This window comes from Streptomyces sp. NPDC098781 (assembly GCF_044759995.1).
Taxonomy (GTDB): Bacteria; Actinomycetota; Actinomycetes; order Streptomycetales; family Streptomycetaceae; genus Streptomyces.
On record NZ_JBIWAK010000002.1, the window covers coordinates 174,038 to 189,238 of the forward strand.

The 15,201-nt window shown below is 70.1% G+C and carries 13 protein-coding genes; 8 read left to right on the forward strand and 5 right to left on the reverse strand.

The features are described 5' to 3' along the window. Nucleotides 1-33: 33 nt before the first annotated feature. Nucleotides 34-1,455, reverse strand: a complete 1,422-nt coding sequence (gene sufB, locus ACIQWG_RS06870) for a Fe-S cluster assembly protein SufB (RefSeq protein WP_404091295.1) — start codon at nucleotides 1,453-1,455, stop codon at nucleotides 34-36. Further along, nucleotides 1,452-2,204 carry a helix-turn-helix transcriptional regulator gene (locus ACIQWG_RS06875; RefSeq protein WP_404091298.1) on the reverse strand — a complete coding sequence of 251 codons (753 nt, stop codon included), beginning with the start codon at nucleotides 2,202-2,204 and terminating at the stop codon, nucleotides 1,452-1,454. Before ACIQWG_RS06875 ends, sufB begins: the two co-directional genes overlap by 4 nt. A gap of 371 nt (nucleotides 2,205-2,575) precedes the next feature. On the opposite strand from ACIQWG_RS06875, the gene ACIQWG_RS06880 reads away from it, so the two are divergent. From ACIQWG_RS06880 to ACIQWG_RS06890, 3 genes are all read left to right on the forward strand, one after another. Continuing rightward, complete coding sequence (locus ACIQWG_RS06880) at nucleotides 2,576-3,499, forward strand: ABC transporter ATP-binding protein (RefSeq protein ID WP_404091301.1); 924 nt, start codon at nucleotides 2,576-2,578, stop codon at nucleotides 3,497-3,499. Nucleotides 3,500-3,561: 62 nt separating this feature from the next. Next, complete coding sequence (locus ACIQWG_RS06885; RefSeq protein WP_404093467.1) at nucleotides 3,562-4,278, forward strand: ABC transporter permease; 717 nt, start codon at nucleotides 3,562-3,564, stop codon at nucleotides 4,276-4,278. Between the two features lie 74 nt (nucleotides 4,279-4,352). Next, entirely contained in the window at nucleotides 4,353-5,345 is a 993-nt protein-coding gene (locus tag ACIQWG_RS06890) for a heme A synthase (protein ID WP_404093469.1), read from the forward strand. A 97-nt stretch (nucleotides 5,346-5,442) separates the two neighbouring features. On the opposite strand, the gene ACIQWG_RS06895 is transcribed toward ACIQWG_RS06890, so the two are convergent. The 3 genes from ACIQWG_RS06895 to ACIQWG_RS06905 form a co-directional block, all read right to left on the reverse strand. Further along, nucleotides 5,443-6,549 (reverse strand): amidohydrolase family protein, encoded by a 1,107-nt coding sequence (locus tag ACIQWG_RS06895; protein WP_404091304.1) that lies wholly within the window; start codon nucleotides 6,547-6,549, stop codon nucleotides 5,443-5,445. Nucleotides 6,550-6,636: 87 nt separating this feature from the next. Further along, nucleotides 6,637-6,927 carry a hypothetical protein gene (locus ACIQWG_RS06900; protein ID WP_404091307.1) on the reverse strand — a complete coding sequence of 97 codons (291 nt, stop codon included), beginning with the start codon at nucleotides 6,925-6,927 and terminating at the stop codon, nucleotides 6,637-6,639. Nucleotides 6,928-6,985: 58 nt separating this feature from the next. After that, nucleotides 6,986-7,954, reverse strand: coding sequence for a heme o synthase (locus ACIQWG_RS06905; protein ID WP_404091309.1), 969 nt, complete (start codon nucleotides 7,952-7,954; stop codon nucleotides 6,986-6,988). Between the two features lie 364 nt (nucleotides 7,955-8,318). On the opposite strand from ACIQWG_RS06905, the gene tkt reads away from it, so the two are divergent. The 5 genes from tkt to pgl are packed head-to-tail and all read left to right on the forward strand — an operon-like array spanning nucleotide 8,319 to nucleotide 15,020. Further along, complete coding sequence (tkt, locus tag ACIQWG_RS06910; RefSeq protein WP_404091311.1) at nucleotides 8,319-10,406, forward strand: transketolase; 2,088 nt, start codon at nucleotides 8,319-8,321, stop codon at nucleotides 10,404-10,406. A gap of 34 nt (nucleotides 10,407-10,440) precedes the next feature. Next, the gene (gene tal / locus ACIQWG_RS06915; RefSeq protein WP_404091314.1) at nucleotides 10,441-11,559 is read left to right on the forward strand and encodes a transaldolase; all 1,119 of its coding nucleotides are present in this window, start codon (nucleotides 10,441-10,443) and stop codon (nucleotides 11,557-11,559) included. Between the two features lie 4 nt (nucleotides 11,560-11,563). Continuing rightward, nucleotides 11,564-13,102 (forward strand): glucose-6-phosphate dehydrogenase, encoded by a 1,539-nt coding sequence (gene zwf / locus ACIQWG_RS06920; protein WP_404091317.1) that lies wholly within the window; start codon nucleotides 11,564-11,566, stop codon nucleotides 13,100-13,102. Further along, entirely contained in the window at nucleotides 13,099-14,241 is a 1,143-nt protein-coding gene (gene opcA, locus ACIQWG_RS06925; protein ID WP_404091319.1) for a glucose-6-phosphate dehydrogenase assembly protein OpcA, read from the forward strand. The genes zwf and opcA overlap by 4 nt, the downstream gene beginning before the upstream one ends. Further along, nucleotides 14,238-15,020, forward strand: coding sequence for a 6-phosphogluconolactonase (pgl, locus tag ACIQWG_RS06930; RefSeq protein WP_404091322.1), 783 nt, complete (start codon nucleotides 14,238-14,240; stop codon nucleotides 15,018-15,020). The genes opcA and pgl overlap by 4 nt, the downstream gene beginning before the upstream one ends. Nucleotides 15,021-15,201 lie beyond the last annotated feature (181 nt).

Genomic DNA, 15,201 nt, shown 5'->3' on the forward strand with positions numbered 1-15,201 from the left:
AGAATTCGCTGGCTGCTGGTACGGAGACCGGTCTTAACCGACCGCGCCTTCCATTTGCAGCTCGATCAGCCGGTTGAGCTCGAGGGCGTACTCCATGGGCAGCTCCTTGGCGATCGGCTCGACGAAGCCGCGCACGATCATCGCCATCGCCTCGAACTCGCTCAGACCGCGGCTCATCAGGTAGAAGAGCTGGTCCTCGGAGACCTTGGAGACGGTCGCCTCGTGGCCCATGGACACGTCGTCCTCGCGGACGTCCACGTAGGGGTACGTGTCGGAGCGGGAGATGGTGTCGACGAGCAGCGCGTCGCACAGCACGTTGGACTTCGAGCCGTGGGCGCCCTCACCGATCTCGACCAGACCGCGGTACGAGGTACGGCCGCCACCACGCGCCACGGACTTCGACACGATGTTGGAGGAGGTGTTCGGCGCCATGTGGACCATCTTGGAGCCGGCGTCCTGGTGCTGCCCCTCGCCCGCGAAGGCGATGGACAGGGTCTCGCCCTTGGCGTGCTCGCCCATCAGGTAGACGGCCGGGTACTTCATCGTCACCTTGGAGCCGATGTTGCCGTCGATCCACTCCATGGTCGCGCCCTCGTAGGCGACGGCACGCTTGGTGACCAGGTTGTAGACGTTGTTCGACCAGTTCTGGATGGTCGTGTAGCGGCAGCGGGCGTTCTTCTTGACGATGATCTCGACGACCGCGGAGTGCAGCGAGTCCGACTTGTAGATCGGGGCCGTGCAGCCCTCGACGTAGTGCACGTAGGCACCCTCGTCGACGATGATCAGGGTCCGCTCGAACTGGCCCATGTTCTCCGTGTTGATGCGGAAGTAGGCCTGGAGCGGGATCTCGACGTGCACGCCCGGCGGCACGTAGATGAAGGAGCCGCCCGACCACACGGCGGTGTTCAGCGACGCGAACTTGTTGTCGCCGACCGGGATGACGGTGCCGAAGTACTCCTTGAAGAGCTCCGGGTGCTCCTTCAGGGCCGTGTCGGTGTCCAGGAAGATGACGCCCTGCTCCTCCAGGTCCTCGCGGATCTGGTGGTAGACGACCTCGGACTCGTACTGGGCCGCGACACCGGCGACGAGGCGCTGCTTCTCCGCCTCGGGGATGCCGAGCTTGTCGTACGTGTTCTTGATGTCCTCGGGCAGGTCCTCCCAGGACTCCGCCTGCTTCTCCGTGGAACGCACGAAGTACTTGATGTTGTCGAAGTCGATGCCGGAGAGGTCCGAGCCCCAGTTCGGCATGGGCTTCTTGTCGAACAGCCGCAGACCCTTGAGGCGGAGCTTGGTCATCCAGTCCGGCTCGTTCTTCTTCGCGGAGATGTCGCGGACGACGTCCTCGTTGATGCCGCGCTTGGCAGAGGCGCCGGCCGTGTCGGAGTCGGCCCAGCCGTATTCGTACTTGCCCAGGCCCTCGAGCTCGGGGTGGGCAGTCTCCGTGGGGAGAGTCATGCGGGGTTCCTCCCGGCCGTGCTTGCAGATGCGTTATCGGTGGTGTGGGAAATCTTGGGGATGAACGTCGTGCAGACGCCGTCGCCGTGCGCGATGGTCGCCAGTCTCTGGACGTGCGTTCCGAGCAGCTCGGCGAAGATCTCCGTCTCCGCCTCGCACAGCTGGGGGAACTGCTCCGCCACATGGGCGACCGGGCAGTGGTGCTGGCAGAGCTGCTCGCCTTTTTGAGGGAGGGGTGCGCTGCGCGCCGTAGCAGCGTACCCGTCGACGCTCAGGGCCTTGGCCAGCGCTTCGGCGCGTTGGTCCGGGCTGACGGCCTCGATCGCCTTGCGGTACGCGCGCGCCTGAGCGGCGATCCGGGCACGGGCGAAGGCGGCGACCGCCTCCTGCCCGCCCTCGCGCTCGGCGATCCACTTCAGGGCGTCCGCGGCGAGCTTGTCGTACGACTGGTCGAAGGCGTCGCGGCCGCAGTCGGTGAGCGCGAAGACCTTGGCGGGACGGCCACGCGTGCGCGTGCCGTACACCCGCTGTTCCCGGGCCTCCACGACGTCGTCCGCGACCAGCGCGTCCAGATGCCTGCGTACGGCGGCCTGGGTCAGCCCCAGCCGTCCGGCCAGCTCGGCGACGGTCGACGGGCCGTGGTCCAGGATGGATCGCGCGACGCGGTTGCGTGTGGAACGCTCCCCGGTCGCGAGCTCCTCCTGAGGGGCCCCCGTGGGGGTCTCCCGAGCCTCGCCGACGTTTTTCACAACGCCATTGTTGCGTAATTCCTCAGAGCCAGGCAAGCCGCGTCCGCGCACCCCGAAGGTGCCCTGCGTCACTTAGGCATACCTAATCTGACCTGCGGAAACGATCTTTGATCGATCAAACCACGGGTGCCACCGAGTCCTTTCCGCCGCACCCCCGAACCAAGCCCACACCCCCTCCGACCGGCCCTCTTGTCCCGTGAACCGCCGACGACCCAACCGCGAGCAGCACCTTGCTCCGTTCGTGGCAGGGGCCCATTTCGCGACGCCCGCCGGCCCGGCCGAAGGTGTCGATCACTCCGGAGCGATTCGCTGAGCGGGAGATCTGAACCCGGCCGTATGGGGGACCGGCCGCCTACCTAGACTCTTGAGCCATGCGAACTGAGCCCGTGCTCCAGGTCCAGGCCCTGATGAAGCGGTACGGCGACAAAACCGCGGTCAACGGTCTCGACCTGGTGGCCCAGGCGGGGATCACCGCCGTACTCGGACCCAACGGCGCGGGCAAGACGACGACCGTCGAGACCTGCGAGGGATACCGCAGGCCCGACTCCGGCACCGTGCGGGTGCTGGGCCTCGACCCGGTGAGACAGTCCGGCGCGCTGCGGCCCCGTATCGGCGTGATGCTCCAGTCCGGCGGCGTCTACTCGGGCGCGCGGGCCGACGAGATGCTGCGCCATGTCGCCAGGCTGCACGCGCATCCGCTGGACGTGGACGCCCTCATCGAGCGGCTCGGGCTCGGCGGCTGCGGCCGGACCACGTACCGCCGCCTCTCCGGCGGCCAGCAGCAGCGGCTCGCGCTCGCCATGGCCGTGGTCGGCCGCCCGGAGCTGGTGTTCCTGGACGAGCCGACCGCCGGACTGGACCCGCAGGCCCGCCGGGCCACCTGGGACCTGGTCCGGGACCTGCGCGCCGACGGTGTCTCGGTGATCCTCACCACCCACTACATGGACGAGGCCGAGCAGCTCGCGGACGACGTCGCGATCATCGACGCCGGACGGGTGATCGCCCAGGGCTCCCCCGAGGACCTGTGCCGCGGCGGGGCCGAGAACACCCTCCGCTTCACCGGCCGCCCCGGCCTCGACGTGGGATCGCTGCTCAAGGCGCTGCCCGCGGACTGCACGGCCGCGGAGCTGACGCCGGGCTCGTACCGGGTCGGCGGCAAGGTCGACCCCCAGCTGCTCGCGACGGTGACCTCGTGGTGCGCGCAGCACGGGGTGATGCCGGACCGGATCTCGGTCGAGCGGCACACTCTCGAAGACGTCTTCCTGGAGCTGACCGGCAAGGAGCTGCGCTCGTGACCATCGTCGGTACAGCTTCGGGTACGTACACCCCGAAGCCGGGCGCCGCCCCTCTCCCCCGCATGATCGGGGCGCAGGCGGCCCTGGAGACGAAGATGCTGCTGCGCAACGGCGAGCAGTTGCTGCTGACCGTCGTGATCCCCACCCTGCTGCTGGTGCTGTTCAGCTCGGTGGACATCGTCGACACGGGCGCCGGCGAGGCCGTCGACTTCCTCGCCCCCGGCATCCTCGCGCTCGCGGTGATGTCGACGGCGTTCACGGGACAGGCCATCGCCACGGGCTTCGAGCGCAGGTACGGCGTGCTGAAGCGGCTGGCCGCCTCACCGCTGCCGCGTTGGGGCCTGATGGCGGCCAAGACGGTGTCGGTGCTGGTCACCGAGGTCCTCCAGATCGTGCTGCTGACGGTGATCGCGTTCGCGCTGGGCTGGTCGCCGCAGGGCAACCCGCTCGCCGTCCTGCTGCTCCTGGTCCTCGGCACGGCCGCCTTCTCCGGGCTCGGGCTGCTGATGGCCGGCACCCTCAAGGCCGAGGCCACGCTGGCCGCCGCCAACCTGGTCTTCCTGCTGCTGCTCGTCGGCGGCGGGGTCGTCGTTCCGCTGGACAAGTTCCCCGACGCCGCCCAGGACGTGCTCGGCCTGCTGCCGATCTCGGCCCTGTCGGACGGCCTGCGGGACGTGCTCCAGCACGGGGCCGGGATGCCGTGGGGCGACCTGGGGATCCTGGCCGTGTGGGCGGTCGTCGGGCTGGCGGCGGCCGGCAGGTTCTTCCGCTGGGAGTAGCCCGGACACTGGGTGAGCGGGACCCTCGTGAAAGCGTGCACAAGCGGCCGCCTACGATAGGGCCCGTGCCAAACGTGACCCGCGCCGACGCCCTGGCGGCCGTGCGCAACCCGCTCGCCTTCATCGCCGCACGCTGGACCCCGACCCCGAGGACGGTCCGACGGGCGGCCCTCGCCGCGCTCGTGATGTCGGTGCTCATCGTGGTCACCGGCGGTGCGGTCCGCCTCACCGGGTCCGGGCTCGGCTGCCCGACCTGGCCCAAGTGCACCGACGACTCGCTCACCGCCACCAGCGAGATGGGCCTGCACGGCGCCATCGAGTTCGGCAACCGCATGCTGACCTACGTGCTGTGCGCCGCGGTCGGCTGGGCGATCATCGCCGCCCGCTCGGCGAAGCCGTACCGGCGCGGCCTGACCCGCCTCGGGTGGGCGCAGTTCTGGATCGTGATGAGCAATGCCGTGCTCGGCGGCATCGTCGTCCTCGTCGGCCTGAACCCCTACACGGTCGCCGCCCACTTCGTGGCGACGTCCGCCCTCATCGCGGTCGCCACGGTGATGTGGCAGCGCGCCCGGGAGAGCGACGCGGCACCCCGGCCCCTGGTCGGCAAGGCCGTGCGGCAACTGGTGTGGTTCCTGGTCGCGGCCTCGGTACTGCTGATCCTGGTCGGCACGGTGGTCACCGGCGCGGGACCGCACGCGGGTGACTCCAGCGAGGTCGAGCGGATGCCGCTCGACTGGGAGAACGTCACCAAGCTGCACGCCGTGCTCGCCTGGATCGTGGTGACGCTGACGTTCGCCCTGTGGTTCGTCCTCAAGGCGGTCGACGCCCCGAAGGGCCCGCTGAACCGCACCCGCGACCTCTTCCTGATCCTCCTCGCCCAGGGCGTCATCGGCTACGTCCAGTACTTCACCGACCTGCCGGAAGTCCTGGTCGGCCTGCACATGCTGGGCTCCGCCCTGGTGTGGATCGCGACCCTGCGGGTGCTGCTGGCACTGCGCGAACGGCCGCACGACGAGATCGGCATCCCCGGCCCGGCGGCCGAGGCCGCGGTGGGCACGCGCGCGTAAGGCTCTGCGGCGGGGCACGCGCGCGTAAGGCTCTTCGGCCGGGCACGCGCGCGTAAGGCTCTTCGCCCGACACGCGCGCGGCCCGCTCCGGCCGGGCTCACTCCAGCCCGTACACCCGCCTGGCGTTCCCCGCCGCCACCATCCCCGCCACCCTCTGCGCGTCCGCCGGTGACCACGACCCCTCGGCGACCCAGCCCCCGAGCACCCTGGCGAGGGCCTCGCGGAAGAGGCGGGCGCCCACCACGTGCAGTTCAGGCAGGCTCTGGGCGCCGCTGGAGAAGAGGATCTTGCCGAAGGGGGCCAGTTCCAGGATCTCGGCGAGGATGCCGGCCGCGCGGGCGCCGGTGCGGATGAGGGCGGCGCCGGAGTCGGCGTAGACGTGCGGGAAGACGCCGGCCAGGTGGGCGGCGTGGCGGTGGTACGGGTAGCCGTGCAGCAGGACCAGATCGGTGCCGAGGCCGGCCGTGGCGCGGACGAAGTCCGTGAGCAGCACCGGGTCGGTACGGTCGATGCGCAGCCCGGGCGCCCCCAGCCCCGCGTGCAGTTGCAAGGGCAGCCCCGACGCCACCGCGATCCACAGCAGATGCCGTAGCAGCACCGGGTCGCTCAGCTCGCCCCCCACGCCGCGCGCCGCCAGCCAGCGCCCCGCGGCGCCCCGCACCTCCCCGGGCCCCGGCGGCTCCGGCGCGAGCGCGAGGCCGTGCCGTACGCCCGCGACCGATGTGAAGGCCACCGCGTTCACCGCCGCGCCGTGCACCGATTCGGCGAGGTTGGCCAGGAAGGACTCGACGGTGCCGGAGGTGTCGGCGACCTGTTCGGCGAGGAGTTCCAGACGCACGATCTCGTGGGCGTCGGCGGAGGCCGCGGACGCCATCTCCGGGGGGCCGGTGAGGTCGCCGGGCAGACCGGTGTCGATCAGGTACGTGGTGATGCCGCTGCCGCGCAACAGCCTGCGGCCCGCTTCCAGGACGCCCAGTTCTCGGCGCCGGGCCAGATAGCGGGCCGGCGGACAGTGCGGTTCCAGGCCGAGCAGGGGCGGACACCAGCGGCGTACGGCGAAGCCCGTCTGGGTGTCGAAGAGGGTGGTGCCGGGTGCGGGCGGGCCCTCGGTGCGGGCCAGCTGGGCCTCGAAGGTGCCGAGGCCCAGCTCCGTGCGCAGCACCCCGTGGCAGTACTGGTCCACGAGGGACGGCGTGTCGATCATCCGGGCTCCCCGTGGTGGACGCTGTGCTTGCTCTACAGGTCCTAACGGGTGAACCGGCGACTTGGTGTTGCGGAAGGGGCGGGCTGTTCAGCCGCCGATCTGAATGCCGGCCATCCGCTTCCACTCGTACGGCCCGGTCTCCACCTTCGCGGCGAACTCGCCGTCGAAGGACTCGTGGCGCGTGACCCCGGCCTTCTCCACGGCCTGCCCGGCGATCTCGTACGACGGTGCGACCAGGTCGCCCCAGCCGCCGTCCTCGCCGACGAGCACGATGCGGGCGCCGCGCTCGCCGATGTACGCGACCTGGGCCTCGGCGCCGCCGTGGGACTTCGCGAAGTGGTTGATCTGCTTGGCCAGCTGGGCCACCTTGTCTGCCATGGCCAGGATGCTACTCGCGGGTAGATCAGCTGGCGAGAGCAGGGCCCTGTGACCTGCGTCAGCGCAGGAACGGGTCCACGGCCACCGCGACGAACAGCAGCGAGACATAGGTGATGGACCAGTGGAACAGGCGCATCTCCTTCAGCTTCGCGCCCGTCACCTCCGCCTTCGCGCGGGTCTGAAGCGCGTGCGCCTCCCACAGCCACCAGCCGCCGGCGCCCAGCGCGACCGCCGTGTAGAACCAGCCCGTGTAGCCGAGCGGCGTCAACAGGAGGGAGACCGCCACCATCACCCAGCTGTAGATGACGATCTGCTTGGCGACGACCTTGTTGGAGGCGATCACCGGGAGCATCGGCACGCCCACGCGCGCGTAGTCCTCTTTCACCTTCATGGACAGCGGCCAGTAGTGCGGCGGCGTCCAGAAGAAGATCACCATGAAGAGGATGAGCGGGGCCCACGACAGCGAGTTCGTGACCGCGGACCAGCCGATCAGCACCGGCATGCAGCCCGCGATGCCGCCCCACACGATGTTCTGCGAGGTGCGGCGCTTGAGGATCATCGTGTAGACGACGACGTAGAAGAGGAGTGCGCCGAGGGAGAGCCAGGCGGACAGCCAGTTGACCGTCAGGCCGAACAGCAGCGTGGAGACGACCGCCAGGCTGATGCCGAAGACCAGGCACTCGCGCGGGCTGACCATCCCGGTGACCAGCGGGCGCTGCGAGGTGCGGTCCATCAGCGCGTCGATGTCACGGTCGAGGTACATGTTCAGCGCGTTGGCGCCGCCCGCGGAGAGGTAGCCGCCCAGGCAGGTGAGGAGGACGAGGCCGAGGTCCGGCACCCCCTGCTCGGCCAGGAACATCACCGGAACGGTGGTGATGAGCAGCAGCTCGATGATCCGCGGCTTGGTAAGCGCCACGAACCCCTTGACCCGGGCCCCGACCGGCCGCCGGCTCGGGCTCTCGCTAGTCCCGATAACCCCCGCAGGACGGGATTCAACGGCCGTCACGCACACCCCTGACAGAGACATCCCAGCAAGCCCTCCCCGTGTGAAGTCCCGGTAAAGGCTCGCGCGTACCACGCCACTCTAGACGTTGCCCAGACCCGGACATTCGCGGGGGTGGGGTCGTGTTGGAGGGGGCGGTCCGACGGGCGCACGCCGGCTCGATTGAGCACCCGGATGAGCGGCTCCGTATTCACTTGCCGAATGCGGAACGTCCCAGTCGGGAGGCACATCCCGGCGACTCCCGGCAGTCTGGAATGAGTCGAAAAAACGCACGTACTTCCGGGGGTAGGCTCGACAACGGCCGGCCGACGCCGAGTACGCCGGCAGCCGGTGGGCTGTGTGCCCGTGACACCGGCAACCGACATGTGGAGAGGAGCCCTGACCCAGGGTGAGCACCAAGCCGACCACCACAGACCTCGAGTGGACCGAGTTGGACCAGCGGGCCGTCGACACCGCCCGTGTCCTGGCCGCCGACGCCGTACAGAAGGTCGGAAACGGCCATCCGGGTACGGCGATGAGCCTGGCACCTGTCGCCTACACCCTCTTCCAGAAGGTGATGCGGCACGACCCCGCGGACGCCGAGTGGGTCGGGCGCGACCGCTTCGTGCTGTCCGCCGGACACTCGTCGCTGACCCTCTACACCCAGTTGTACCTGGCCGGCTTCGGTCTGGAGCTGGACGATCTGAAGGCGTTCCGGACGTGGGGTTCGAAGACCCCGGGTCACCCGGAGTACGGCCACACCACCGGTGTCGAGACGACGACCGGTCCGCTGGGCCAGGGTGTGGCCAACGCCGTCGGCATGGCGATGGCGGCGCGCTACGAGCGCGGACTGTTCGACCCGGAGGCCGCCGAGGGCACCTCGCCCTTCGACCACTTCATCTACTGCATCGCCGGTGACGGCTGCCTCCAGGAGGGCATCTCCGCCGAGGCGTCCTCGATGGCCGGCCACCAGAAGCTCGGCAACCTGATCCTGCTGTGGGACGACAACCACATCTCGATCGAGGGCGACACCGAGACGGCCGTCTCCGAGGACACCGTCAAGCGGTACGAGGCGTACGGCTGGCACGTCCAGCGGGTCGCCCCGAAGCCGGACGGCGACCTGGACCCGCACGCCGTGTACGACGCGATCGAGGCCGCGAAGAAGGTGACGGACAGGCCGTCCTTCATCGCGATGCGCTCGATCATCGCCTGGCCCGCCCCGAACGCGCAGAACACCGAAGCCGCCCACGGCTCGGCGCTCGGCGACGACGAGGTCGCGGCCACCAAGCGCGTCCTCGGCTTCGACCCGGAGCAGTCCTTCGAGGTCGCGGACGAGGTCATCGCGCACACCCGGAGCGCCCTGGAGCGTGGCCAGGCCGCCCGTGCCGTGTGGGAGAAGGCCTTCCAGCAGTGGCGCGACAACAACCCGGAGCGCGCCGCCGAGTTCGAGCGGATCAGCAAGGGCGAGCTGCCCACCGGCTGGGAGGAGAAGCTCCCGGTCTTCGAGCCCGGCAAGGGCGTCGCCACCCGCGCCGCGTCCGGCAAGGTGCTCCAGGCGCTCGGCGCGGTCATCCCCGAGCTGTGGGGCGGTTCGGCCGACCTGGCCGGCTCCAACAACACGACGATCGACAAGACCTCGTCGTTCCTGCCGGCGGACAACCCGCTGCCGGAGGCGGACCCGTACGGCCGCACGATCCACTTCGGCATCCGCGAGCACTCCATGGCCGCGGAGATGAACGGCATCACCCTGCACGGCAACACCCGTGTCTACGGCGGTACGTTCCTGGTGTTCTCCGACTACATGCGCAACGCCGTGCGTCTGTCGGCGCTGATGCATCTGCCGGTGACGTACGTCTGGACGCACGACTCCATCGGTCTCGGTGAGGACGGCCCGACCCACCAGCCGATCGAGCACCTCGCGTCCCTGCGCGCCATCCCCGGCCTCAACGTCGTCCGCCCCGCGGACGCCAACGAGACCGCGATCGCCTGGCGCGAGATTCTCAAGCGCTACACGAAGGAGTTCGGCAAGGGCGCCCCGCACGGGCTCGCGCTGACCCGTCAGGGCGTCCCGGTGTACGAGGCCAACGAGGACGCCACGCGCGGCGGTTACGTGCTGTTCGAGGCCGAGGGCGGCGAGCCGCAGGTCGTGCTCATCGCGACCGGCTCCGAGGTGCACGTGGCCGTCGAGGCACGCGAGCGGCTCCAGGCCGACGGGGTGCCGACGCGGGTCGTGTCGATGCCGTGCGTGGAGTGGTTCGAGGAGCAGGACCAGGGGTACCGGGACAGCGTCCTGCCGCCCGCGGTCAAGGCTCGGGTCGCCGTCGAGGCCGGTATCGGTCTGACCTGGCACAGGTTCGTCGGGGACGCGGGTCGCATCGTTTCCCTGGAGCACTTCGGTGCTTCGGCGGACGGCAAGGTCCTTTTCCGGGAGTACGGCTTCACTGCCGAGAACGTGGCTGCCGTCGCACGGGAATCCCTGTCCGCGGCCCAGCGCTGACGCTCACATACGAGACGTAGGAGTTTGATTTTCCATGACAGACGCACTGAAGCGCCTCTCCGAGGAAGGCGTCGCGATCTGGCTGGACGACCTGTCGCGCCAGCGCATCACGTCCGGCAACCTCGCCGAGCTGATCGACCAGCAGCACGTCGTGGGTGTCACCACCAACCCGTCGATCTTCCAGAAGGCGATCAGCGGCGGTGACGGCTACGAGCAGCAGGTCGCCGACCTCGCCGCCCGCAAGGTGACGGTCGAAGAGGCGATCCGCATGATCACCACGGCGGACGTCCGGGACGCCGCCGACATCCTGCGCCCGGTCTTCGACGCCACCGGCGGCCAGGACGGCCGGGTCTCCATCGAGGTCGACCCGCGGCTCGCGCACAACACCCGCGCGACCGTCGCCGAGGCCAAGCAGCTTGCCTGGCTGGTCGACCGCCCGAACACCCTCATCAAGATCCCGGCCACCAGGGCGGGCCTCCCGGCGATCACCGAGGTCATCGGCCTCGGCATCAGCGTCAACGTCACGCTGATCTTCTCGCTGGAGCGCTACCGCGAGGTGATGGACGCCTACCTGGCCGGTCTGGAGAAGGCCAAGGAGCGCGGGCTCGACCTGTCGCTGATCCGCTCGGTGGCGTCCTTCTTCGTGTCCCGTGTGGACACCGAGATCGACAAGCGCCTCGACGCGCTCGGCACCGACGAGGCCAAGGCCGCGCGCGGCAAGGCCGCCGTCGCCAACGCCCGGCTCGCCTACCAGGCGTACGAGGAGGTCTTCTCCTCGGACCGCTGGAGCGCGCTGGAGAACGCGGGCGCCAACAAGCAGCGTCCGCTGTGGGCCTCGACCGGCGTGAAGGACCCGGCGTACAAGCCGACCCACTACGTCGACGACCTGGTGGCGCCGAACACGGTCAACACCATGCCCGAGGCCACCCTCCAGGCCACGGAGGAGAAGGGCGACATCACCGGCAACACCGTCGCCGGCACCTACGAGCAGGCCCGTGCGGACCTGGACGCCGTCGAGCGCCTGGGCATCTCGTACGACGACGTGGTGCAGCTGCTGGAGGACGAGGGCGTCGAGAAGTTCGAGGCGTCCTGGAACGACCTGCTCAAGTCGACCGAGGCGGAGCTGGAGCGCCTCTCCCCCGCGGAGGGCTGATCCCTTGCCACCCTTCAACGTCACTGAAGCGAACCCGCTTCGTGACGCCGCCGACCGACGGCTCCCGCGCATCGCGGGGCCGTCGGGCCTGGTGATTTTCGGCGTTACGGGCGATTTGTCACGTAAGAAGCTGATGCCGGCGGTTTATGACCTCGCCAACCGGGGTCTGCTGCCGCCGGGCTTCTCGCTGGTCGGGTTCGCCCGGCGCGAGTGGGCCCACGAGGACTTCGCGAACGAGGTCCACGACGCGGTCAAGGAGCACGCCCGCACGCCCTTCCGTGAGGAGGTCTGGCAGCAGCTCATCCAGGGCATGCGCTTCGTGCAGGGCACCTTCGACGACGACGAGGCCTTCGAGCGGCTGCGCGGCACCATCGAGGAGCTGGACAAGGCCCAGGGCACGGGCGGCAACTTCGCCTTCTACCTCTCGGTGCCGCCGCGCTCCTTCCCGGTGGTCATCCAGCAGCTGAAGAAGCACGGGCTGGCCGACCAGTCGTCCGGCTCCTGGCGCCGCGCGGTCATCGAGAAGCCCTTCGGCCACGACCTGAAGTCGGCCGAGGAGCTCAACAAGGTCGTGCACGAGGTCTTCGCCCCGGACCAGGTCTTCCGTATCGACCACTACCTGGGCAAGGAGACCGTCCAGAACATCCTGGCGCTGCGGTTCGCCAACACGATGTTCGAGCCGATCTGGAACCGGTCCTTCGTGGACCACGTCCAGATCACGATGGCCGAGGACATCGGCATCGGCGGCCGGGCCGGCTACTACGACGGCATCGGCGCGGCCCGTGACGTCATCCAGAACCACCTCCTCCAGCTCATGGCGCTGACCGCCATGGAGGAGCCCGCCTCCTTCGACGCGGACGCGCTGGCCGCAGAGAAGACCAAGGTGCTCGGTGCCGTACGGCTGCCGAAGGACCTGGGCCGGGACACCGTGTTCGGACAGTACGCGGCCGGCTGGCAGGGCGGCGAGAAGGCGGTCGGGTACCTCCAGGAGGAGGGCATCGACGCCAAGTCGAAGACCGACACCTACGCCGCGGTGAAGCTGGAGATCGACAACCGCCGCTGGGCGGGCGTCCCCTTCTATCTGCGCACCGGCAAGCGCCTGGGACGTCGGGTCACCGAGATCGCGGTCGTCTTCCAGCGCGCCCCGCACTCGCCGTTCGACACGACGGCCACCGAGGAGCTGGGCCAGAACGCGATCGTGATCCGCGTCCAGCCCGACGAGGGCGTCACGGTCCGCTTCGGCTCCAAGGTGCCCGGCACGTCGATGGAGATCCGGGACGTGTCGATGGACTTCGCCTACGGCGAGTCCTTCACGGAGTCCAGCCCGGAGGCGTACGAGCGCCTGATCCTGGACGTCCTCCTGGGTGACTCCAACCTCTTCCCGCGCACCGAGGAGGTCGAGCTGTCCTGGAAGATCCTCGACCCGATCGAGGAGTACTGGGACACGCACGGCAAGCCGGCCCAGTATCCGTCCGGTACCTGGGGGCCCGTCGAGGCGGACGAAATGCTCGCACGAGAGGGACGGAGCTGGCGCCGGCCATGAAGACAGACCTCACGGACACCACGGCCAGCAAGATCAACAAGGCGCTGGTGCAGGGCCGCCGTGCGATCGGCACGCCGGCCGTCGGCATGGTGCTCACGCTGGTCATCGTCACGGACGAGGAGAACGCCTACGACGCCCTGAAGGCCGCCGGCGACGCCTCGCGCGAGCACCCCTCGCGCACGCTGGTGGTCATCAAGCGCGTCTCGCGCTCGCCCCGCGACCGTACGACGTCCCGGCTGGACGCCGAGGTGCGGGTGGGCGCGGACGCGGGGACCGGGGAGACGGTGATCCTGCGGCTGTACGGCGAGGTGTCCGAGCACGCCCAGTCCGTCGTCCTGCCGCTGCTGCTGCCGGACGCCCCGGTGGTGGTCTGGTGGCCGGTGAACGCACCGCTCGACCCGGCCAACGACCCGCTGGGGGCGCTGGCCCAGCGCCGGGTGACCGACACCTACGCCTCGGAGCAGCCGGTACGAGATCTGTCGGCCCGCGCCGACACCTACACACCCGGCGACACCGACCTGTCCTGGACCCGGATCACGCCGTGGCGTTCGATGCTGGCGGCGGCTCTGGACCAGGTGGTCTGCGAGGTGCAGGCCGTCGAGGTGGAGGGCGAGGAGTTCAACCCGAGCTGTGAGCTGCTGGCGATGTGGCTCGCGGACCGGCTGGACGTGCCCGTGAAGCGGTCGCTGTCGTCGGGCCCCGGTCTGACGGCGGTCCGTATGGCCACCGACTGCGGCCCGATAGTCCTCGACCGGGCGGACGGCTCCCTGGCGACGCTGTCCATCGACGGTCAGCCGGACCGTGCGGTTGCGCTGAAGCGGCGGGAGACGGCCGAGCTGATCGCGGAGGAACTGCGGCGGCTCGACCCGGACGACACCTACGCCTCGGCGCTGCGGTTCGGGGTGGAGCGGCTGAACTCCGTGCCTGCTTCGGCGGTGCGGGGTGCCGAGGCCGCGGTGGCCAAGGCCGAGCAGGCGGTGGCGCTGGCGCAGGCCGCCGTGGCGAAGGCGGAGGAGGAGCCGGCGGGCGACGAGCGGCCGGCCGAACCGGCCAAAGGAGAAGCGGCCGGCTCTTCCGGCGAAGCCGCTGCGAAGGAAGCGGCGGCGCAGGAACCGCTGAAGAAGGCGGGGGCCAAGTGAGTACTCCCCAGCTCGTCGTCCACCACGACAAGGAGCTGATGGCGCAGGCCGCGGCGGCCCGGCTGATCACGAAGATCGTGGACGCGCAGGCCTCCCGGGGCTCGGCGTCCGTGGTCCTCACGGGCGGTCGCAACGGCAACGGCCTGCTGGCCGCGCTCGCGGCCGCCCCCGCGCGGGACGCCATCGACTGGGCCCGGCTCGACCTCTGGTGGGGCGACGAGCGGTTCCTTCCCGAGGGCGATCCGGAGCGCAACGACACACAGGCCCGCGAGGCCCTGCTGGACGCGGTGCCGCTGGATCCGAAGCGGGTGCACGCGATGCCGGCCTCCGACGGTCCGGCCGGCTCGGACGTGGAGGCGGCCGCTGCCGCGTACGCGGAGGAACTGGCGCGGGCGGCAGGGCCGGAGAACCATGGTTCGGTCCCCACCTTCGACGTCCTGATGCTGGGGGTCGGTCCGGACACCCATGTCGCCTCGCTGTTCCCGGAACTCCCCGCGGTTCGGGAGACCCAGCGCACGGTCGTCGGAGTGCACGGCGCTCCGAAGCCGCCGCCGACGCGAGTGACGCTCACGCTGCCCGCGATTCGTTCGGCACGTGAGGTCTGGCTGCTGGCGGCGGGCGAGGACAAGGCCGAGGCCGCGGCGATCGCGCTGTCCGGCGCGGGCGAGATCCAGGCGCCGGCGGCCGGGGCGTACGGTCGGTCCAGGACGCTGTGGCTCCTGGACGCGGCGGCGGCTGCGCAGTTGCCGCGGTCGCTGTATCCGCCGGCTTCTCCGTGAGGGTGGGGCGGCGGGGACGGGTTTCGCCCCCGCCGCCCCTACCCGTCCCGTCCTCCAGGGGCTCCGCCCCTTCGACCCCGCCAGTGGGCTCTGCCCCCTGGACCCCCGCTCCTCAAACGCCGGAGAGGCTGGATTTTCAGCCCGTCCGGCGTTTGAGGACGAGGCCCCTTCAGGGCCGACA